17 protein-coding genes are annotated in these 16,139 nt (G+C 59.5%); 8 read left to right on the top strand and 9 right to left on the bottom strand.

The genetic code is table 11. The annotated features are described in order from the left end of the window. Nucleotides 1–36 precede the first annotated feature (36 nt). The 4 genes from dxs to QQF73_RS17565 all read right to left on the bottom strand — a co-directional run bounded on the left by dxs (nucleotide 37) and on the right by QQF73_RS17565 (nucleotide 4,079). Complete coding sequence (gene dxs / locus QQF73_RS17580) at nucleotides 37–1,968, bottom strand: 1-deoxy-D-xylulose-5-phosphate synthase (protein WP_219868632.1); 1,932 nt, start codon at nucleotides 1,966–1,968, stop codon at nucleotides 37–39. Between the two features lie 132 nt (nucleotides 1,969–2,100). Next, complete coding sequence (locus tag QQF73_RS17575) at nucleotides 2,101–2,997, bottom strand: polyprenyl synthetase family protein (RefSeq protein WP_219868631.1); 897 nt, start codon at nucleotides 2,995–2,997, stop codon at nucleotides 2,101–2,103. Then, a complete protein-coding gene (locus tag QQF73_RS17570; protein WP_219868630.1) occupies nucleotides 2,997–3,251 on the bottom strand; it encodes an exodeoxyribonuclease VII small subunit in 255 nt (84 codons plus the stop codon). Before QQF73_RS17570 ends, QQF73_RS17575 begins: the two co-directional genes overlap by 1 nt. A gap of 54 nt (nucleotides 3,252–3,305) precedes the next feature. Further along, the gene (locus QQF73_RS17565) at nucleotides 3,306–4,079 is read right to left on the bottom strand and encodes an NRDE family protein (RefSeq protein WP_219868629.1); all 774 of its coding nucleotides are present in this window, start codon (nucleotides 4,077–4,079) and stop codon (nucleotides 3,306–3,308) included. A gap of 89 nt (nucleotides 4,080–4,168) precedes the next feature. On the opposite strand from QQF73_RS17565, the gene QQF73_RS17560 reads away from it, so the two are divergent. The 4 genes from QQF73_RS17560 (at nucleotide 4,169) to QQF73_RS17545 (ending at nucleotide 7,188) form a co-directional block, all read left to right on the top strand. Further along, nucleotides 4,169–4,966: a sulfite exporter TauE/SafE family protein gene (locus QQF73_RS17560; protein ID WP_219868628.1), complete on the top strand. Its 798-nt coding sequence runs from the start codon at nucleotides 4,169–4,171 to the stop codon at nucleotides 4,964–4,966. A gap of 10 nt (nucleotides 4,967–4,976) precedes the next feature. Further along, a complete protein-coding gene (lgt, locus tag QQF73_RS17555) occupies nucleotides 4,977–5,765 on the top strand; it encodes a prolipoprotein diacylglyceryl transferase (protein WP_219868627.1) in 789 nt (262 codons plus the stop codon). Further along, the gene (locus QQF73_RS17550; protein ID WP_219868626.1) at nucleotides 5,762–6,601 is read left to right on the top strand and encodes a thymidylate synthase; all 840 of its coding nucleotides are present in this window, start codon (nucleotides 5,762–5,764) and stop codon (nucleotides 6,599–6,601) included. Before lgt ends, QQF73_RS17550 begins: the two co-directional genes overlap by 4 nt. A gap of 77 nt (nucleotides 6,602–6,678) precedes the next feature. Then, nucleotides 6,679–7,188, top strand: coding sequence for a dihydrofolate reductase (locus QQF73_RS17545; RefSeq protein ID WP_219868625.1), 510 nt, complete (start codon nucleotides 6,679–6,681; stop codon nucleotides 7,186–7,188). Here the strand turns inward: QQF73_RS17545 and QQF73_RS17540 are convergent. Next, nucleotides 7,185–8,699, bottom strand: a complete 1,515-nt coding sequence (locus tag QQF73_RS17540; RefSeq protein WP_219868624.1) for a DEAD/DEAH box helicase — start codon at nucleotides 8,697–8,699, stop codon at nucleotides 7,185–7,187. The genes QQF73_RS17545 and QQF73_RS17540 overlap by 4 nt on opposite strands. A 236-nt stretch (nucleotides 8,700–8,935) precedes the next feature. Here QQF73_RS17540 and QQF73_RS17535 point away from each other — a divergent pair, with 236 nt between their 5' ends. Further along, entirely contained in the window at nucleotides 8,936–9,289 is a 354-nt protein-coding gene (locus QQF73_RS17535) for a thioesterase family protein (RefSeq protein ID WP_285368993.1), read from the top strand. Here QQF73_RS17535 and QQF73_RS17530 read toward each other — a convergent pair. The 3 genes from QQF73_RS17530 to QQF73_RS17520 form a co-directional block, all read right to left on the bottom strand. Next, on the bottom strand, nucleotides 9,272–10,171 hold the full coding sequence (locus tag QQF73_RS17530; RefSeq protein WP_219868622.1) for a haloalkane dehalogenase: 900 nt from the start codon (nucleotides 10,169–10,171) through the stop codon (nucleotides 9,272–9,274). The two genes, QQF73_RS17535 and QQF73_RS17530, sit on opposite strands and share 18 nt — an antisense overlap. Nucleotides 10,172–10,317: 146 nt before the next feature. Continuing rightward, the gene (locus QQF73_RS17525; RefSeq protein WP_228743581.1) at nucleotides 10,318–10,572 is read right to left on the bottom strand and encodes a hypothetical protein; all 255 of its coding nucleotides are present in this window, start codon (nucleotides 10,570–10,572) and stop codon (nucleotides 10,318–10,320) included. A gap of 71 nt (nucleotides 10,573–10,643) precedes the next feature. Then, nucleotides 10,644–10,988 (bottom strand): hypothetical protein, encoded by a 345-nt coding sequence (locus QQF73_RS17520; protein ID WP_219868621.1) that lies wholly within the window; start codon nucleotides 10,986–10,988, stop codon nucleotides 10,644–10,646. Nucleotides 10,989–11,142: 154 nt separating this feature from the next. Here QQF73_RS17520 and QQF73_RS17515 point away from each other — a divergent pair, with 154 nt between their 5' ends. Both QQF73_RS17515 and QQF73_RS17510 read left to right on the top strand, forming a co-directional pair. After that, nucleotides 11,143–12,243, top strand: a complete 1,101-nt coding sequence (locus QQF73_RS17515) for an AI-2E family transporter (protein ID WP_219868620.1) — start codon at nucleotides 11,143–11,145, stop codon at nucleotides 12,241–12,243. A 123-nt stretch (nucleotides 12,244–12,366) separates the two neighbouring features. Beyond that, nucleotides 12,367–12,777 carry a peptidoglycan-binding domain-containing protein gene (locus QQF73_RS17510; RefSeq protein WP_219868619.1) on the top strand — a complete coding sequence of 137 codons (411 nt, stop codon included), beginning with the start codon at nucleotides 12,367–12,369 and terminating at the stop codon, nucleotides 12,775–12,777. A gap of 64 nt (nucleotides 12,778–12,841) precedes the next feature. Here QQF73_RS17510 and ilvD read toward each other — a convergent pair whose 3' ends face one another. Then, nucleotides 12,842–14,677, bottom strand: a complete 1,836-nt coding sequence (gene ilvD / locus QQF73_RS17505; RefSeq protein ID WP_285368990.1) for a dihydroxy-acid dehydratase — start codon at nucleotides 14,675–14,677, stop codon at nucleotides 12,842–12,844. A gap of 173 nt (nucleotides 14,678–14,850) precedes the next feature. Between ilvD and QQF73_RS17500 the strand changes: the two genes are divergently transcribed. Next, complete coding sequence (locus QQF73_RS17500; protein ID WP_219868617.1) at nucleotides 14,851–16,107, top strand: HDOD domain-containing protein; 1,257 nt, start codon at nucleotides 14,851–14,853, stop codon at nucleotides 16,105–16,107. Nucleotides 16,108–16,139: the final 32 nt, after the last annotated feature.

Raw genomic sequence — 16,139 nt, 5'->3', positions numbered from 1 at the left:
GCCGTTATGGCGGGCTTTTTTGTGCCTGCGACCGGTCTACTTGACCGCTTTCAGGCTCTGGCGCTGCAGGCGTTCCATGCGCTCTGCAATGGCAATCCGAATGCCGTCGGCGTCGAGCCCGCAATCTTCGAGCAGTTCGCCGTGCTTGCCGTGGTCAATGAAGGTGTCAGGCAGGCCCAGTTGTAGCACGGGCATCAGAACCTCGCACCGATTCAGGAACTCTGTTACGGCACTGCCTGCACCGCCGGCAATGGCGTTTTCTTCCAGGGTCACCAGTAACTCATGTTGCTCGGCGAGCGCCAGCACCAGTTCCTCGTCCAGTGGTTTCACAAAACGCATGTCCGCGACCGTGGCACCCAGTGCCTCTGCGGCTTCCAGCGCCGGCGCCAGCAGCGTGCCAAAATTCAGGATGGCCACACCGCTGCCTTCGCGAACGCGGCGCCCCTTGCCCATGGGCAGCGCCTGCAACTCCTGTTGGATTGCCACGCCGGGACCGGTGCCGCGCGGGTATCGTACCGCGGCGGGGCCACTGAACATCAGCCCCGTGTGCAGCAATTGCCGGGTTTCATTCTCGTCGGAAGGTGTCATGACCACCATGTTCGGAATGCAGCGAAGGTAACTGATATCGAACGCGCCGGCGTGGGTTGGCCCGTCTTCACCGACCAGTCCAGCGCGGTCAATGGCGAACAGAACATCCAGATTCTGAATGGCGACGTCGTGTATCAGCTGGTCGTAGCCGCGTTGCAGAAACGTGGAATAGATTGCCACCACCGGCTTGGCACCGTCGCAGGCCAGACCAGCAGCCAGAGTGACCGAATGCTGTTCGGCAATGGCGACGTCGAAATAACGGTCCGGGAAACGTTCGGAGAAGGCCAGCAGGTCCGAGCCTTCGCACATGGCCGGAGTGATGCCCACGACCCGCTCGTCCTGGGCCGCAGCATCACACAGCCATTGGCCGAAAACGTTGGCGTACTTGGGCTTCGCCGGCTTGGGCTTGACCGGTTCCGGCTTGCTGGGCGGCACCGGGTCGATCTTGTTAATGGCATGGTAGCCAATGGGGTCTGCCTCGGCCGGCGCGAAGCCCTTGCCCTTGGTGGTCACTACGTGCAGGAATTGTGGGCCTTCCAACTCCCGAATGTTCTCCAGGGTTTCGACCAGCAGCGGCAGGTCGTGGCCATCGATCGGGCCAATGTAATTGAATCCCAGCTCCTCGAACAGGGTGCCGGGCGCAATCATGCCCTTGAAGTGTTCTTCGGTCTTTTTCGCCAGTGCCATCAGATGTGGTGTGCCCTGAAGTACCTTCTTGCTGCTGTCCCGGACCTGATTGTAGGTCCGGCTGGAAAGCAGTTTGGCGAAATAATTGGACAGGCCGCCGACGTTACGGGAAATCGACATGTCGTTGTCGTTCAGAATAACCAGCATGTCCGCATGCAGGTGGCCGGCATGGTTCAGGGCCTCGAAGGCCATGCCCGCGGTCATGGCGCCATCGCCGATCACGGCAATGCTCTTGCGACCGGTTTTCTGAAGACGCGCGGCGATGGCCATGCCCAGTGCAGCGCTGATGGAAGTGCTGGAATGGCCCACGCCGAAGGTATCGTACTCACTTTCAGCCCGCTTCGGGAATCCGGCCAGACCGTCCTTGCGACGAATCGTGCCCATCTGTTCCCGCCGGCCGGTCAGTATCTTGTGGGGGTAGGCTTGATGGCCCACATCCCAGACCAGGCGGTCTTCCGGGGTGTTGAACACGTAATGCAGGGCAACGGTCAGTTCCAGTACGCCCAGGCCTGCGCCGAAATGGCCTCCGGTCTGTCCGACCGACCACAGCAGAAACGCCCTCAGCTCCCTGGCCAGCTGCGTAAGCTGGTCAGCGGGCAGCTCTCGCAGCTGAGCCGGTGAATCCATTCGGTCCAGCATAGGGGTATTGGGCCGCTGTGACGGGATTTCCTTGAAAATATAAGTGTCCTGCATCTGCTCGGGTCTTTTCCGGAATGTTCGGCAACTGCTTGGCATTATAGGGGAACAGGGCCGCCTGTTTCACACCCATTGGGCCAGTTATTGCGAGATTGTTAAGCTCAGTGTGCGCCCTTCAGGCGCCGGGATTCAATGGGTCCGTGCCACCACATAATCGGCCATCGCCCGCAGTGGATCGGCCTCGGGGCCGAAGTCCCTCAGACTTTCCTGGGCACTGGCAAGCAGTGCGGCCAGATGCTCCCTGGCACCGGCCACGCCGAGCAGGGCCGGGTAGGTGGGCTTGGCGCGTGCGGCATCCGAACCCTGGGGCTTGCCAATAACCGCGGTATCGCCTTCGATGTCCAGCAGGTCGTCCTGCACCTGGAAGGCCAGGCCCAGTGCCTTGGCGTAGGTGCCCAGATTGCCAAGTGCCGATTCGGGCACGGCGGGGGCAGTCAGTGCACCCAGCTTCACGCTGGCCTCAATGAGTGCCCCGGTCTTGTGCCGGTGCATGGTTTCGAGCTGGGCGAGGGACAGGGTTTTGCCAACAGACTCCAGATCAATGGCCTGGCCGCCGACCATTCCGTAGTGGCCGCTTGCTCCAGCCAGTTCATGCACCATGGCAAGTCGTGCCGCCGCCTCGATCTTGTCATTGCCGGACAGCCAGCGGAAGGCCAGCGCCTGAAGCGCGTCGCCGGCGAGAATCGCGGTGGCCTCATCGAACGCAATATGCGTGGTCGGACGACCCCGGCGCAACTCGTCATCGTCCATGGCGGGCAAATCGTCGTGGATCAGAGAGTAGGCATGGATCAGTTCCACCGCGCAGGCGGGCGCCAGCACTTCGTCACCGGTCTGCCCGGCCGCCTTGGCTGCAGCCAGACAAAGGGCGGGGCGAATTCGTTTGCCCCCGCCAAGCACGCTGTAGCGCATGGCTTCCTGCAGTCGCTCGGAGGCGCAACCGTGCTCCAGGCAGCGTTCGAGTTCGGCGTCCACCCGGACGCGACAGGTCTCAAGGAAGTCCTGAGCCAGCTTGTTCTGATCAGTCATCAATCCGAATCGTCCGGAGTAAACGGTTGGGTTTCCAGGGTGCCATCGCTGTTCTGGACCAGTTGCTCGACCCGCTGTTCGGCACTTTTCAGGGCCTGTTGGCACTCCCGGGTGAGTTTGACGCCGCGCTCGAACGCGGTCAGTGACTGCTCGAGAGACAGTTCGCCCTGTTCCAGATCCCGGACGAGCGTTTCCAGTTCATCAAGGGATTTTTCGAAATCGGCAATGGATGTGGCGCCTTGTTCACTGGCCATCAGGGGCCCTCCGATGGGTGGCAGAATTTCGCGGATTATATCAGAGCTTGCCGGCTACCGCTGCCAGTGGAAACGCCGGCATGGGTGGGGTTCGGCATTGGGGCCCCAGCCCTGTTCGCTGACTCGTATTTCACCGCTTCGGGAGACGCTGACAATGGTGGTGGCGCGGGTTCCGTAGGAATCACCGACAATGAACGGCGAAGACAGGAAGCGCTCGGTATCAATGCCGACGCCGGTATCCGGCAGCAAATGGTCCGGAGCCGGTGTCGTATCCTGAAGCAGGGCGATCAGTTCCTGATGTAATGCTTCGGCGTCATTATCGGCCGATGCCACGGTATCGCCTACGGCCTGCCTCAGGCGCAGCAACTTGGGCCATGGCGTTTGCAGCAGATGATTGCTAAGCCCGTAGACGCCGCGGTGTATGTTCCGACCGGGGTGAGCGTCGCGATTGCTGTAATACCAGCCCGACGAATCGTTCAGATAAACAAGGTTGAACCCTGCGTACTGCCCGGGTTCATCGGATAATCTGGCTGCGAGGTCCGGGATCGGCTCCTCAAGGGCTCGCAACGGCAGTTCCCCACGACTGTTGCGGCCGTCTTCGGGGGTGCCCTCGCGTACGTTGGTCACCGCGCTGACGGTGCCGTCGCCGGAAATTGCCAGCCAGGTGCCGCCGGATTGCAAATCCCGTCCGGCCAGTATCCGGGTGCCCTGCGTGGTCTCCCACCAATCCATCGGCGCTGTTGGGCGCCGGAAAAATTCGTCCCGGTTGGCAGCCACCACAAGGGGAAAGTTGGCGTTTTGGCCAAGGGTAAAAGCGATAAGGCACATAGTGTCGCGTGGCACTCCCGGATTTGATGAAGTTGGCAGTTGCGGTGTGTATCATACCAGCCTTGTTCTGCGGGGCTATGGACAAGGCGATGACCCTGATTTACGTATTTGCTTCCTATCTGGCGCTTGGTGCCCTTGCTGGTACGCTGGCGGGTCTGTTTGGTATCGGTGGCGGGCTTATTATTGTCCCTGTACTGATTTTCAGTTTCGGTCTTCAGGGCATCAGTCCTGAAATCGCAGCCCATCTGGCGGTTGGCACCTCTCTGGCGACCATTGTGTTTACCTCTCTCAGCTCCATCCGGTCCCATCACCGGCACGGGGCCGTCCGTTGGGATATTTTTCGGCCCATGGCAGTGGGTATCGTGGTCGGCGCGATAATTGGCGCCTGGTCAGCGTCGTTGTTGAGCGGGCCGGCACTGGAACTGGTGATCGGGGTGTTTGTCATCGCGGTCGCCATCAAGATGCTGACCGGTGCCAACCCCAAGCCGGGGCGGGTTGTTCCGGGCCAACCGGGTCTTGTCGCCTCCGGGGGAGTAATTGGCTGGGCCTCTGCCATCTTCGGGATCGGTGGTGGCACCCTGACGGTGCCCTATATGACCTGGTGCAATGTGCGCATGCAGAACGCGGTGGGCACCTCTGCGGCGTGTGGCTTACCGATTGCCGTCGCCGGTGCACTGGGTAACATCTGGACGGGGTGGGGCAACACCTACCTGCCAGAGTACAGCGTTGGGTTTATTTACCTGCCCGCACTCCTGGGTATCATCCTGACCAGCGTGGTGTTTGCCCGGGTGGGGGCTACGCTGGCGCACCGGTTGGATGCCGTGGTCCTGAAACGAGTTTTTGCCGTCGTCCTGCTTCTTGTGGGGCTCCGTTTTCTTTTGAGCTGAGAGGTTGTCGATGCTGCAGCATCCCCAGATTGATCCGGTGGCCATTGCCATCGGTCCACTCAAGATTCATTGGTATGGCCTGACCTACCTGGTGGGGTTTGTTGCCGGTTGGTGGCTCGGGCGCTTGCGTACTCGCAAACCAGGGTCTCCGATCGACGAAGAGCAGATGGGGGACCTGCTGTTCTACCTGGCCCTTGGGGTAATCCTCGGTGGCCGGTTTGGCTACGTGATCTTCTACAATTTCGATGTTTTCCTGGCGGACCCCCTCTGGCTGCTGCGGGTTTGGGAGGGCGGCATGTCCTTTCACGGTGGCCTGCTGGGCGTCATGCTGGCAATGTGGTGGTACGGGCGCAAAGTCGGAGCCGGTTTCTGGAAAATCGCTGACTTCGTAGCGCCGCTGGTGCCGGTTGGGCTAGGCGCGGGTCGTATTGGTAACTTTATCAATGGCGAACTATGGGGCAAGCCGACCGATGTGTCTTGGGGCATGGTCTTTCCGACTGCGCCGGATGCACTGGCCCGGCACCCCTCCCAGCTGTATCAGTTTGCCCTTGAGGGCGTTGCGCTGTTCGTTATCCTGTGGTGGTTTTCAGCAAAGCCCAGACCGCGGATGGCGGTGTCCGGCATGTTTCTGATTTTCTATGGCGTGTTCCGGTTCATGGTGGAATTCGTGCGCGAACCGGATCCGCAACTTGGATACCTGGCGTTTGATTGGCTAACCATGGGGCAAGTGCTGTCGACGCCGATGATTTTGGCTGGTGCCGCCCTTATGTACATTGCTTACCGGAGAAATGCGGAATGAAAGCCTATCTCGACCTGATGCAGGATGTTGTCGATAACGGATACGGTAAAGGTGACCGGACTGGCGTCGGCACGCGATCCGTGTTCGGGCGCCAGGTCCGCTTCAATCTCCAGGATGGTTTTCCGCTGGTCACCACCAAGAAAGTCCATCTGCGCAGTATTATTTACGAGTTGCTCTGGTTCCTGAACGGTTCCACCGACAACTCCTGGCTGCAAGAGCGCAAGGTGTCGATCTGGAACGAGTGGGCCCTGGACGATGGCGACCTGGGACCGATATACGGCAAGCAGTGGCGTAGTTGGCAGTGCCCGGACGGTCGGGTGGTCGATCAGATCAGCGAAGTGGTTGAGCAGATCCGAGCCAAGCCGAACTCCCGGCGCCTGATTGTCTCGGCCTGGAATCCGGCCGAACTTCCGGACGAGTCCATCGGCCCCCAGGATAACGTTCGTCAAGGTCGTATGGCGCTGGCCCCCTGCCATTGCCTGTTCCAGTTCTACGTGGCCGACGGCAAGCTCTCCTGCCAGCTCTACCAGCGCAGCGCCGATCTCTTTCTCGGCGTGCCGTTCAATATTGCCTCTTACGCCCTGTTGACACATATGATCGCCCAGCAATGCGATCTGGACGTTGGTGAGTTCGTGCATACGTTTGGTGATTGCCACCTGTACCAGAACCACTTGACTGACGACATTGTCTTCGAACAGCTCAAACGTGAACCGCGTGCCCTGCCGAAGCTGGTGATCAGGCGCAAACCGGCATCCATCTTCGAGTATGAACTGGAAGATTTTGAGTTCGAAGGTTATGACCCTTATCCGGGGATCAAGGCTCCGATCGCGATTTAAACTTCAGTTGACTGTTTCTTCAGCCTGACTGCGGGCGGGAGGTAGAGCTTGCCAACGCCAAAGCAAGAGGATCCGAAATGAGGAAAGCCCTCATCGTCGCCATGTCCCGTAACCGGGTCATCGGTCGCAACAACAATCTCCCTTGGTACCTGCCGGGCGACCTGCGCTACTTCAAGCAGGCGACCATGGGCAAGCCCATAATCATGGGGCGTAAGACCTGGGATTCCATTGGTCGGCCACTGCCGGGTCGCATGAACGTGGTTATTTCCCGGAATCCGGACTGGCAGGCACCCGCCGGCACGGTGGCGGCAACGTCGCTGCAGGATGCGTTGGTCAAAGCCGAGGCTCAGGCCGAGCTGGAAGGGGGGGACGAGGTGATGATCATCGGGGGCGGCCAGATCTATACCGAGGCGCTACCGATGGTGGATCGAATGTACGTCACCCAGGTGCACGCAGAAGTGGACGGGGACGCGTTCTTTCCGGAAGTGGACTGGGGCCAGTGGGAAGAGATCGGACGGGAGGATTTCTCCGCGTCCGACAACAATCCGTACGACTACAGTTTCGTCGTCTACCAGCGCCAGGCTTAAGCCTGGCGGGGTGGGCGCTTTCCAGCGGGCTTGCCGCCCTTGCCGGGCGGTTTACCGCGACCGCCTGGGCCGCCTTTGCCCTTGGGCCCGCCTTTCTTGAAGCCCCCTTTCGGGCCCTTGCGAAACTCGCCAGGACGCCCGCCTTTGCGATCACGGCGGGGCGGGGTGGCAGAAACGACCGGCAGGGCTTCCGGCTGCTCCAGCGGCAGTGAGCCTGGCTGCGCAGCTTCCATCCAGCACGCCAGGGCACCGGCAACCATCGCCATATCCATCTCATTACGCTCGGCAATCTCGTCGAGCAGCGACATCGCCTTCGCCAGTTTCTTGTCCTCCGCGAAACCCAGCAGCTGGGCCTCAAACTGCTGTTCCCGCATCTTCTTGAGATCAGTGGGGGAGGGCAGTTCGTAGGCTTCCATCGGCGAATTGGTGGCGCGCTCAAGGGTCTTCAGCCAGCTGCGCTCACGGGGAGTGACCAGCAGGATGGCTTTGCCAGTACGACCGGCGCGACCGGTCCGGCCCACCCGGTGGATGTAGGCTTCAGTATCGTAGGGCACGTCGTAGTTGATGACGTGAGTGATGCGAGAGACGTCCAGACCGCGGGCGGCTACATCGGTCGCAATGATGATGTCTTTCTTGCCACGTTTCAGGTCTTCAACGGTTTGCTCGCGCTGGCGCTGATTCAGATCGCCACTCAGGGGCGCGACGGCATGGCCGCGTGCCGACAGTTTCTCCGCCAGCATGGTGGTTTCGGCCTTGGTGCGCACGAAGATAATGGCGGCATCGATCGGTTCGACTTCCAGGATGCGGGTCAGGGCGTCCAGCTTGCGCTCGGCGTAGACCGGCAGGACGAACTGGGAGATCCGCTCGACCGTCCGGGTTTCGCTCTCGATTTTTACTTCGGTTGCGTTGCGCAGGTAGGTCTGGGCGACCTTCTTGATCTGAGGAGGCATGGTGGCCGAGAACAAGGCGCGCTGGCAGTTCTCTGGCGTCTTGGCCAGGATCGCTTCGACATCGTCAATGAAACCCATGCGCAGCATTTCGTCGGCTTCGTCCAGAACCAGAGCCTTGAGGCTGTCCAGTTTCAGGGTACCCTTGCGCAGATGATCGAGCATGCGCCCCGGGGTGCCGACAATAACCTGGGCACCGCGCCTCAGGCCCTTGATCTGGGGATAAAAATCCTGGCCGCCGTAAATCGGCAGCACATGGAACTGGCGGAACTTGCTGGCGTAGGTTGTGAATGCCTCAGCCACCTGAATGGCCAGTTCCCGGGTCGGAGCCAACACCAGAATCTGGGGCTCAGTGATGGATGCGTCAATTCGGCTCAGCAGAGGAAGCGCAAAGGCCGCTGTTTTACCGGTACCTGTCTGGGCAACACCCAAAAGATGGTTTCCGGCCAGCAGTGCGGGGATGGACTGAGCCTGAATGGGAGACGGTTTTTCATAGCCAACAGCGGTCACGGCTTCAAGTACGGCCGGGTCCAGACCCAGTTCGGCAAAGGACAATTCTGACATTGATTTACTCGGAATTCGGGGGGTAAGGCATTGTCGGGCAATGCACGATGTGGCCGCATTATAGCCGCTTTGCCGTTGCTTTAATATGCATAATCCCCTAATCCCTGTAGGTAGTTGCCGGTGCGCCACTATTGCTTTGGTGGTGCATCTGAGGCAGTCTTTCCTTTTCCGGTAGGTTGCTAACAGGGTTCAGGAATGACCTTTGATCAGTTGTTGTCGGCGACCGGGAATCCGTGGTGCAGGTGGATGCCCTTTCGGCATCCGAGGCTCAACCCGTGGAGCAGTGCCCGGCGTTACCCTATATTCCCAATACGACCCCGGAATTCACTCGGCACATTGAGATGCGCTGGTCATTCGGGCATATGCCCTTCTCAGGCAAGGGCGGACGGGAAATGGGAGGTTGGATGCAATTCTGCGAGTCGCCTGAAACCTTCTCCGATGCCCACATCGTGGCTCTGGTTAACACCTGGCCAACGGCGGTCCTGCCGCACCTAAGTGGCCCCGTACCTGCCAGTTCGCTGAGCTGGGCCCTTGATATCATCCACCCACGTCCTGCACTGTCGCCGGGCGACTCAGGCCGCCATTTCTGATTTCAGGGCATCTATAATGATGCGGGAAAAGTCCTCTGGGGAGTCTTCCTGCAGGAAGTGCCCGCCTCGCAATGTAATGTGCGGTTGACCATGGGCGCCGGGGATTCGGCGTTGCATGTAGCGATCACCGCCCCGGGTAATCGGATCCCCGCTACTAAAGCAGGTGATGAAGGGCTTGCGCCATTTCTCCAACACTCTCCAGGCTTCCCTGTTGGCTTCCCCCGACGGATCATCACCGGACAGGGGAACCAGCTTCGGGAATGCCCGGGCGCCCGCCTTGTAATCCGCTGTCGGGAACGGTGCTTCGTACGCGGCCAGTTCTGCCTTGGACAGGGTCCGTTCAGTGCCGAGCTGGACGATTCGCCCGATCGGAAACCAGGGGCTGTGGCTGGCAAAGGCCTTCCACAGTGAAAACGCCGTCGGGACACGATTCTCGCCGGTCGGCAGCATTCCGTTACCGACGATGATCCGACTGAAACGCTGAGGGTGCTCTGCTGCCAGTCTCAGACCCAGCAGCGACCCCCAGTTCTGGCAAACCAGGGTGACGTTTGTCAGATTCAGGGCTTCCAGCCAGCTCGCAAGCCATTCCATATGTCGCTCGTAGCTGTAATCCTCGACGGCCGCGGGTTTGTCGGATTTTCCGAAACCGATCAGATCCGGCGCCAGAACCCTGTAGCCGGCCGCAGCCACCTGCGGAATCATGTGCCGGTAGAGGTAAGACCACGATGGCTCACCGTGCAGCATCAGCACCGGTGAAGCACTCTCCGGGCCCTCGTCCACATAATGCATACGCAGGTTGGGCGCTACATCAAGATAATGCGGAGTAAAAGGGTAATCCGGAAGGCCTGCGAAGCGGGCTTCATCGGTTCTCAGAATACGCATGCCATCGACTGTCCTGACTGATTGGTTGCGTGATTGTCCGGGTCTTCCTGCACTGGAAGGCCGATAAGACAATCGTCGAAGATCAGGATAAAGCAGATGGAAATTTTGTGTGTTTGAGTTGCGTAACAGTGCGTTGCCGCTTTGAATCAGGACGCCATTCCAAATAGCTGGTCCGGGTTTTCAATGCTGGCCATGGCCGAATCGCAGCAGTTTACGGCGCCGCAATCGTCGGCCGAACACAGACCGACGGTCATGCATTTGACGTCCTGAAGGCGATCGCCTTCGTTCCGGAAAATCCGGGCGCGGGACAGTATTGAACCACAATGACCGCAGAGAAGGGTCGGGACGGCACTGCCCTCAGCAACCAGGGCAGTGTAGATATGTTGATCGTTTATGCTCATGATTATCCTCCTGATAAAGTCCAACCTAGGGACGGAGTGTGACAAATAAAAGTCTCCTGCCCCATTACGCGTTAGTTATCCGGATCGACCACTGGTCGACGGTTGGAACGCTTGTCTTCCCAATCAAGCTCCTTCGGATCATACCAGCCTATGCCATTCAGCACTTTTTCGCGAGTTGTCGGTGAAAGGGTTGGCCACAATTCCTGAAAATCGTCCAGGCCGAGTTCACGTTGCCGTTGTTGCTTGCTCTGCAGACGGTTGATGGTACGCGGCAGCTGCAGTGCCTCACCCAACTGGCCCGGGACCAGCACCTCCTGCCCCAACACCTTGCGGCGGTGGGTACGGGCTGCCAGCACCCGGCGCAGTTCAATGGCGGCTTCCAGGGCGGTTTCCGGTGTAAAGGTTTCCAGTTCCAACAGCGCGACCTGTTTAATAGCTGATCAACAACCGTTCACTATAACCTGAAGCGGGCTACAGTGGCCACGTTGCCGTGGTAGGCTAGCCCTGTTCTGCGGCTGAAGCCGGGCAGGGCCGTCTTTTTGCTCTTACTTGTCAGGAAAAACCACAATTATGTACGCAAAACTGGAAACTCGGACTTTTCTCGCGATGTTGGTGGGGGTTTCCCTGGCCTTTGTGTGGCTCATGAAACCGTTTTTCGGTCCCATTTTCTGGGCCGTTGCCATCGCGCTGATTTTTCACCCGGTTCAGCAACTGCTGGTACGCAAGATCGGAGAGCGTCCGAACGTGAATGCCCTGATTACGCTTGTCACTTGCATGGTGATTGTCGTCATTCCGGTGCTGGTGCTGATAACGTCGCTCATCGCCGAGGGTGTCGGCGTTTACCAGCAGATCCAGGATGGTGAAATACGACCGGGCGAGTATATTGATCAGGTGAACAAGTCATTCCCCGCCATCCAGTCGTTTCTGGCCCAGTTTGATATCAATTTCGCCGAAATTCGTGACCGCGCGGTCAACATCTTTGTCGGTGGCAGTCAGTTTTTCGCAAAACAGGCGCTTGGGGTTGGTCAGAATACCTTTCAGTTTTTCCTGGGCCTGGCACTGATGGTGTATCTGGCGTTCTTCCTGCTACGCGACGGCACCAAGCTGGTGGAGCTGATGATTCGGGCACTGCCGCTCGGCGATGAGCGTGAACGACTGCTGTTCGCGAAGTTTGCCGAGGTAACCCGGGCCACCGTGAAAGGCAATCTACTGATCGCCATTATCCAGGGGGCTCTGGGCGGTCTGATTTTCTGGATCCTGGGAATTAGCGGCGCACTGCTCTGGGGTGTTGTGATGGCCATCGTATCCCTGTTGCCGGCCGTGGGTGCAGCATTGGTCTGGGTGCCGGCCGCCATCTACCTGGCCGCAGTCGGGGACACGATCCAGGCAGTGATACTGACCATTTTTGGCGTTGTGGTTATCGGCCTGGCGGACAACCTCCTGCGCCCGGTGCTGGTGGGCCGCGATACCAAGCTGCCCGATTACATCGTACTGTTGTCCACTCTGGGGGGCATCGTCATGTTCGGAGTTAACGGTTTTGTCATGGGGCCATTGGTGGCGGCGCTGTTCATGGCGTTCTGGGGAATCTTTATCCGCGAGTTTGGGGAGGAGACCGGGCGGACTGAAAAAGTTGGACCCAGTCACGGCCATGGTGACGATGGAGCCGGGTGAGGTTACATGTCGCGAAAGTGTGATACGATTTTCATTGTTTGCCCCAGCCTGTGGAGATAGGCACCACAAAACAAAAAAGAAACGGGTATCGGCGAGATATCAGGAGTAATGCAGGTGAGTACCATGAGAAAAGCGACCAACCATCTGGGCCGACTGGCAATGGCGGCCGGCACCGCTGCCATGCTTGGGCTGGCGCCCGTAGCCTATGCGGATGAAACCGTTGCCCTCAAGAATGCGCTCTATGGCGCCGGGTATAACATTACGAACGTCAGCTCTAAAATGGACGATGCCACGCGCGCGGCGTTGACCACGTTCCAGAAGGAAAACGGACTTCAGGCGACTGGAACCCTGAACGATGAGACCAAAAAGGCGCTGGGCATGATTTCGGTGAAGGTCGCTGCGGCCTCTACCGCGCCGGCACAGAGCAGTGCCAGCTCCTCCGCACCAGCGAAGTCTGAGGCGCCGGCCAAGACCGAAAGCGCCGAAGAAGGTGCAATTGAAGAAGATGACGAGGGCGGCTGGTCGCTCTGGTAAGTCGGCCACCGACAAAAAAGCCCGCCAGGTATCCTGAGCGGGCTTTTTTTTGGGCGGACGCGGCCTAATCGAGCTTGCTCAGGTCCCTTACCGCGCCCTTATCGGCACTGGTGGCCAGCAGGGCGTATGCCTTAAGGGCCGCCGACACCTTGCGGTCCCGGGCCAGGTCGGGTTTCCAGCCCTTGGCCTCGCGAGCCTCCCGCCGGCGATCCAGTTCGTGCTGGTCCAGCTCGACATTGATCGTGCGGTTCGGGATGTCGATGCGAATGCGATCGCCATTCTCAATCAGGCCGATGGCACCGCCCGCTGCGGCCTCGGGCGAGGCATGGCCAATCGACAGGCCAGAGGTGCCGCCGGAGAAGCGACCGTCGGTCAGCAGGGCGCAGTCCTTACCCAACCCCTTGGACTTCAGGTAACTGGTGGGATACAGCATTTCCTGCATGCCGGGGCCACCGCGTGGGCCTTCGTAACGAATAATGACCACCTCGCCCGGTTTGACCTCGTCGCTCAAGATGCCGGCGACAGCGGAGTCCTGGCTTTCAAACACCCGCGCCGTCCCTTCGAACACATAGATGCTTTCATCGACGCCGGCGGTTTTAACAACGCAGCCGTCCAGGGCAATATTCCCGTAGAGCACTGCCAGTCCGCCTTCGGAGGAATAGGCATTCTCAACCGACCGGATGCAGCCGGTCTCCCGGTCGCCATCAAGAGTTGGCCAGCGAGTGCTTTGGCTGAAGGCCGTCTGGGTTGGAATCCCGGCCGGGCCAGCCTTGTAGAATTCCACCACTTCGGCGGGCGGAGAGCGCATGATGTCCCAGGTTTCGAGGGCTTCGCTCATCGTCTTGCTGTGCACGGTGGGCAAATCCGTGTTGATCAATCCGCCCCGTTCCAGTTCCCCGAGAATGCCCATGATACCACCGGCCCGATGGACGTCTTCCATGTGATACTTGGGCGAGTTGGGGGCAACCTTGCACAGCTGGGGCACCTTGCGGGAGAGTTGATCGATTTCATTCAGGGAGAACGGCACTCCGCCTTCCTGAGCCGCCGCGAGAAGATGCAGGATGGTGTTGGTCGAGCCGCCCATGGCGATGTCCATTACCATGGCGTTTTCGAACGCGGCCATGGAGGCGATGCTCAGGGGAAGAACGCTGGCGTCGTCTTCCTCGTAATAGCGCCGCGTATTCTCCACAATCTGACGACCGGCCTTCAGGAACAGTTGCTCGCGATCGGCGTGGGTGGCCAGCAGGGAGCCATTGCCGGGCAGGGCCAGGCCGATGGCTTCCGTCAGGCAGTTCATGGAGTTGGCTGTGAACATGCCGGAACAGGAGCCGCAGGTGGGACAGGCACTGCGCTCATATTCGGCCACGGTTTCATCGTCGGCGTTGGGATCGGCGGCGATAACCATGGCATCAACCAGGTCAAGCTTGTGTTCAGACAACTTGGTTTTGCCGGCTTCCATCGGGCCGCCGGACACGAAGATGGTGGGGATGTTCAGACGCATGGCAGCCATGAGCATGCCCGGGGTGATCTTGTCGCAGTTGGAGATGCAGACCAATGCGTCGGCGCAGTGGGCGTTGACCATGTACTCAACAGAGTCGGCGATGATCTCCCTGGAAGGCAGGGAATACAGCATGCCGTCGTGGCCCATGGCAATGCCATCATCGACGGCGATGGTGTTGAACTCCTTGGCGACACCGCCGGCTTCCTCGATTTCGCGGCAGACGAGCTGCCCCAGATCTTTCAGATGGACGTGACCGGGTACGAACTGAGTAAAGGAGTTGGCGACTGCGATGATGGGTTTGCCGAAATCCTCGTTTTTCATACCGGTGGCGCGCCAGAGGGCGCGGGCGCCGGCCATATTGCGGCCAGCGGTGGAAGTCCGCGAACGATACTGAGGCATGGTGTTCTGATCTCTCTGTTGTTACCTGATGGTGGTTTCTGGTTGGCTTTGTGCGACGTAAAAGAATACCAGATTAGACTCCTATCGCATGGTTGTTTTAGCAGGCCGTGTTTACAATGCATATAAGGGAGCACAAATCGCCTCCGGATTTGCCTCATGAAAGGAGCTTGCCTATGGCCGGCCGGGAAAGCCTGCCACTTCGCCGTCTGAAAGAATTCCAGCCCCTGAACCGGCTTGGCGATGATCAACTGGTACTGTTGGCCAGTCGTGCAGAGCGCCGGACGTACGGTGCCGGCCAACGTGTGGTGGAACGCGGGGTCAGGGACGGTCTCGATTTCTTCCTGGTCTCGGGCCTGGTGGAGCTGGAGTCGGTTGATGGTCGCAAATCCCTGATCGAGGCCGAGACCGAGAAAGCGCTCAATCCTATTGCCAGACTTCAGCCACGGATGTACGAGGTGACGGCGGTACGGCCGTGCGAAATTCTTGCGGTCGAGCAGGATATCCTGAACCAGATGCTGCGATCAGCACCCGTAGACCAGGTGGACATGAATTCGGGTGAAGGTTTTGGTGGCAGAGAAGGTGAAGCGCATGAGCTGCTGATGGAGTTTTACTCCGAGCTGCGCTCCAACCAGATCAAGCTGCCCAGCGTCCCGGACGTGGCATGGAAGGTTCGCCGGCTGGTTGACCGGGAAGATTCCACGGCCGAGCAGGTTGCCAGTGCCATTTCCGCCGACCCGGCCATAGCTGCCAAGCTGGTGCGGGCGTGCAACAGTCCGCTGTATCGCGGCTTCAGTGACGTGCGCAATGTTCGCGAGTCGGTGGTTCGGCTGGGGATGAGAACCACCCGGCAGTTGGTGACGGTTTTCTCCATGCGCGAGGTCTTCAAGAGCCGGCAGGCAGCTTTGCAGAAAGAGATGGAGAACCTGTGGCGCCACTCCCGGGAGGTTGCGGCATTGTGTTGGGTGCTGGCCGATCACGCTACCCGGCTGAACCCGGAGGAGGCCATGCTGGCCGGATTGTTGCACGACATCGGTGTGGTGCCGGTGTTGGTCCAGGCGGAGCATCACCCGAGCCTGTTCTCGGATCCGGACAACCTGCGACATGCGATCCGTGAACTTCGTGCAGATGTCGGTACGGCGGTGCTGGAAAGCTGGGCGTTTCCGCCGGCCTTCATCGAGTCGGTTCGCCACGCGGAAGAGTGGCACCATGAATGTCGCGAACCGGAGCCGCAACTGACCGATGTGGTGATCGTTGCGCAATTGCATTCGATGATTGGTTCGCACCAGAATGCCGAGTTACCACGGTTCGATCAGGTGCCGGCCTATCGCCGGTTGGGAGAGCTGGAGCTTAACGCCTCGCGCAGCCTCCAGCTGTTGACCGAGGCTCGTGCCCGGGTTGACGAAGTACAGCAGTTGCTTTCTATTCGATGACCCGATGGGTCTGATTTTTTTGGGTCCGCCAC

Origin of the sequence: Marinobacter albus (assembly GCF_030238305.1) — a bacterium.
In the GTDB taxonomy this organism is placed as follows: domain Bacteria; phylum Pseudomonadota; class Gammaproteobacteria; order Pseudomonadales; family Oleiphilaceae; genus Marinobacter; species Marinobacter albus.
The sequence above is the reverse complement of the archived record's forward strand: the minus strand, read 5'-3'. Positions and strand labels throughout refer to the sequence as shown.

Bases quoted from the DNA above. Each gene is read 5' to 3' on its own strand.
- dxs (WP_219868632.1), bottom strand. From the start codon at position 1,968: ATGCAGGACACTTATATTTTCAAGGAAATCCCGTCACAGCGGCCCAAT.
- QQF73_RS17545 (WP_219868625.1), top strand. From the start codon at position 6,679: ATGAGGAAAGCCCTCATCGTCGCCATGTCCCGTAACCGGGTCATCGGT.
- QQF73_RS17515 (WP_219868620.1), top strand. From the start codon at position 11,143: ATGTACGCAAAACTGGAAACTCGGACTTTTCTCGCGATGTTGGTGGGG.
- QQF73_RS17565 (WP_219868629.1), bottom strand. From the start codon at position 4,079: ATGTGCCTTATCGCTTTTACCCTTGGCCAAAACGCCAACTTTCCCCTT.
- QQF73_RS17510 (WP_219868619.1), top strand. From the start codon at position 12,367: ATGAGAAAAGCGACCAACCATCTGGGCCGACTGGCAATGGCGGCCGGC.
- QQF73_RS17500 (WP_219868617.1), top strand. From the start codon at position 14,851: ATGGCCGGCCGGGAAAGCCTGCCACTTCGCCGTCTGAAAGAATTCCAG.
- QQF73_RS17550 (WP_219868626.1), top strand. From the start codon at position 5,762: ATGAAAGCCTATCTCGACCTGATGCAGGATGTTGTCGATAACGGATAC.
- QQF73_RS17575 (WP_219868631.1), bottom strand. From the start codon at position 2,997: ATGACTGATCAGAACAAGCTGGCTCAGGACTTCCTTGAGACCTGTCGC.
- lgt (WP_219868627.1), top strand. From the start codon at position 4,977: ATGCTGCAGCATCCCCAGATTGATCCGGTGGCCATTGCCATCGGTCCA.
- QQF73_RS17540 (WP_219868624.1), bottom strand. From the start codon at position 8,699: ATGTCAGAATTGTCCTTTGCCGAACTGGGTCTGGACCCGGCCGTACTT.
- QQF73_RS17560 (WP_219868628.1), top strand. From the start codon at position 4,169: ATGACCCTGATTTACGTATTTGCTTCCTATCTGGCGCTTGGTGCCCTT.
- QQF73_RS17530 (WP_219868622.1), bottom strand. From the start codon at position 10,171: ATGCGTATTCTGAGAACCGATGAAGCCCGCTTCGCAGGCCTTCCGGAT.
- QQF73_RS17525 (WP_228743581.1), bottom strand. From the start codon at position 10,572: ATGAGCATAAACGATCAACATATCTACACTGCCCTGGTTGCTGAGGGC.
- ilvD (WP_285368990.1), bottom strand. From the start codon at position 14,677: ATGCCTCAGTATCGTTCGCGGACTTCCACCGCTGGCCGCAATATGGCC.
- QQF73_RS17570 (WP_219868630.1), bottom strand. From the start codon at position 3,251: ATGGCCAGTGAACAAGGCGCCACATCCATTGCCGATTTCGAAAAATCC.